We start from the raw sequence: 3,181 nt of genomic DNA on the forward strand, positions 1-3,181 counted from the left end.
TTGGCACTATGTACAAAATGATTCAATACAAAACTAATGTTACTCACCTCACCTTTTTTAAATTTCTCGTTGATGGTTTCCAGCATTCCTCTTTTGGTATAATCCTGGCGCACGAGGTATAACGTCGCATCTGCATACTTCACCAAATTCAATGCATCTGCAACCATTCCAATAGGTGGCGTATCCAGAATGATATAGTCGTACTGTTTTTTTAAAGACTCGATCAATTCTTCCATCTTAGGAGTCATCAAAAGCTCAGACGGGTTTGGTGGAACAGGCCCCGAGGTGATTACGTCCAGGTAAGGAATTTTACTGCTTTGAATGATCTCTTCTTCTGAAGCCTCATCAATCAGGTAATTCACAATTCCCAGATCATTATTTAACTGAAAGTCATCAAAGATCTTAGGCTTACGAAGATCTACCCCCACCAAGACTGTTTTCTTTTCGCTAAGAGCAAATACCGTAGCCAGGTTCATGGCGCAAAATGTTTTCCCTTCTCCTGAAACAGAAGAGGTGATCATCACAGTTTTAGAGCCCTTGATGCCCTGTCTTTTATACATAAATTGCAAGCTGGATCTAAGACCTCTAAAACTTTCAGCAATCGAAGATTTCGGAGACTGGAAAACGGCCAGGTTTCCATCCATTTTATTTTTCCCTATCAGGCCTAGAATGGGAATCTGTGACAACCTGGTCACTTCCTGGGCGTTATGAATATTGGTATTCAGGAAAACAAGTAGAAAAACAAAGGTTAGAGGTATGACACCACCCACCAGAAGGGCCATCACATAATTCAATTGTGTATTGGGCCCTATTCTCCCTCCACCGGTATCTTTTGCTTTATCGATTACCAGCACATCGCTGACATTGGCCGCTTTTACAAGACCGGCTTCACTCCTTTTCTCCAGGAACATATTATAAGTACGTTCATTGATACTGTACTTACGCTGAATTTTCAGCAGATCCTGTTCTTCCTGGGGTAACTTCTGAACTTCATTTTCCAATTGCGCAATTCGGGTTTGGATCTGTCTTAATTCAGAATTCAGAAGACCTTTTGATGAATTGATATTTTCCAGAAGTATGGATTTTACTGAATTTATCTGTCGGTCTATATCAGCAAAAACCGGTGAGTTCTCTTTAAGGGTATATTGATAATTTTTTCTTTCTTCGGCTAATTGAATGATTCTGCTCACACCATTGGCGATGCTTCCTTCACTTATTCCGGCAACAGATGGAGCGGGCACATTGGAATAATCGCTTCTGGTTTGCAGGTAATTTTCCAGATTATCATAATAGCTTAGCTGTCGTCTTATTTCTTCCTTCTGTATATCCAGTTGAGCTAATTTTCCTGAGAGCTGCCCACTTTCTGCAGAGATGTCCAGCACAGAATTTTCATTCCTGAAATTATTGAGCTCATTCTCCACATTCTTTAACTCTGCTGCCTGTACCGCAAGACTACTATCTATAAAACGAATGGTCTTAGTCGCAAAGAGATTTTTCCTACGCAGCATATTTGCACTCAATACATTAACTGAACCATTCAGGTAATCGACCAGGCGTGATTTATTTAATCCTGTCTGGCTGAGATTTAATACCGAAGAACCATTACCATTGGAAATGTTCATCCCTCGATAAGATCCTACAGCAGCGTTGAAATTTGAGAAACTTATATGAATGGTACGACTGGCATCATAATTACCCTCCTTTCTAACAATATAGCCTGAGAAAAATGGCAAACTTATATGCTCTCCGAATTTGTAGTTACGATTAAATTCTGAAGGTTCCACCGTTCGGGTATCAGTCTCCTTGGTTTTGTAGTTTGTACGATACAAGGTTTCTGGAATATCGGCCCGCAGATTGAAACTCTGGTCATTTGCTATGGATAATTTCATCGTGACATTATTGGCCTGAAAAGCTGCGGAATCTGCAATCACATGAAATGGATTCTGACCGTATACATCTACCATCTGGTATTCTCCCTGAGCACGATAATTAATATAAAACTGGAGTTTTTCAACTACTTCTTCATTATGTGACCGGGATCTTAAAATCGTAATAGCCGTATTGACCTTATCTGAGGTTCCTCCCCAGTTAAAAGTTAAACTGGTGTTAGAAGTAAAAAAAGGGTTCTGATCGTCTTTAATGGAGATCGTATTTCCCAACTGGTACACAGGTAGTTTTCTAACGTTATTATAATAGGCAACAGCAAAACTAATTCCTATAGAGAGAAGGATAAGTTTCCAATAGCTAATAACTTTAAAGATAAACCCTTTAAAATCAAAAGTGGATCCTACATCCGATATATGATCATCTTCGTGCGCCATTATCTGGTAGCTAATAGAATTGCTGAAGTTATTACAGTTATTGCAGAAAATACAGTTGTAAACACACCAAGGCCAGTAGTACCAAAGCCCAAAGCCTTTTGAGGTAGTGGATTCACCACGATCATATCGTTAGGCTGAATATAATAATATGGACTGGCCATCGCCTTGATATTGGTTACATCTATAGTGTGTACTTCCTCTCCCTGAGGATACTGTCTAATTATCTGTACATTCTCGCGGTCACCATATTCTTCAATTCCTCCTGCATTGGCAATAGCTTCCATAATTGTCACCTGATCTTTGTAGATCACCTGGGTTCCCTGCCCTATTTCGCCTAAAGTAGTGTAACGTATTCCGGCAAGTTTTACCGTAACAAAAATGTTTGCTTCTTCCCGGAAATATTCATCCAGGAGTTTTTTTTCGATCTTTTCCCTTACTTCTTTCTCTGTATAACCAAGCACATTGATCTCTCCCATGGTTGGCACTCGAATATTCCCATGATCATCTACCGTAAAGCCATCAAAATAAACGGCCTCTTCTGTAGTTGCATTTGGATTCTCACTTCCTATAGGATTAAACATCCCCACAATATCCTGATCCAAAGCTTTTACTCTTATACTTAATAAATCACCTGTTTGGATACGGTAAGGTTTGCGCAATCGCTGAACCTGGATAATACTGTCTACCTTTTCATCATACTGCTGAAGATAGGACATCTGCTTAGTAGATACGCAGGAGGTTAAGGCTAGTATTGCAGCGAATAAAAACAAAAAAGATTTAAATCGCATAGAGGGCTTCACATTGTTTTAACAAATATAGTTTTTACAGGCAAATAACGAAACTTTGGGGTGGAATTATGT

At 39.4% G+C, this 3,181-nt stretch carries 2 protein-coding genes; both read right to left on the minus strand.

Translation table 11 applies throughout. The annotated features are described in order from the left end of the window. A partial coding sequence (locus ACNKXS_RS00265) for a polysaccharide biosynthesis tyrosine autokinase (protein ID WP_417919130.1) occupies nt 1–2,321 on the minus strand: 2,321 nt, incomplete at its 3' end. Next, nucleotides 2,321–3,109, minus strand: coding sequence for a polysaccharide biosynthesis/export family protein (locus ACNKXS_RS00270; protein ID WP_417919131.1), 789 nt, complete (start codon nt 3,107–3,109; stop codon nt 2,321–2,323). The genes ACNKXS_RS00265 and ACNKXS_RS00270, both read right to left, overlap by 1 nt. Between the last annotated feature and the right edge of the window lie 72 nt (nt 3,110–3,181).

It is taken from the genome of Christiangramia marina, assembly GCF_048285865.1.
In the GTDB taxonomy this organism is placed as follows: Bacteria; Bacteroidota; Bacteroidia; order Flavobacteriales; family Flavobacteriaceae; genus Christiangramia; species Christiangramia marina.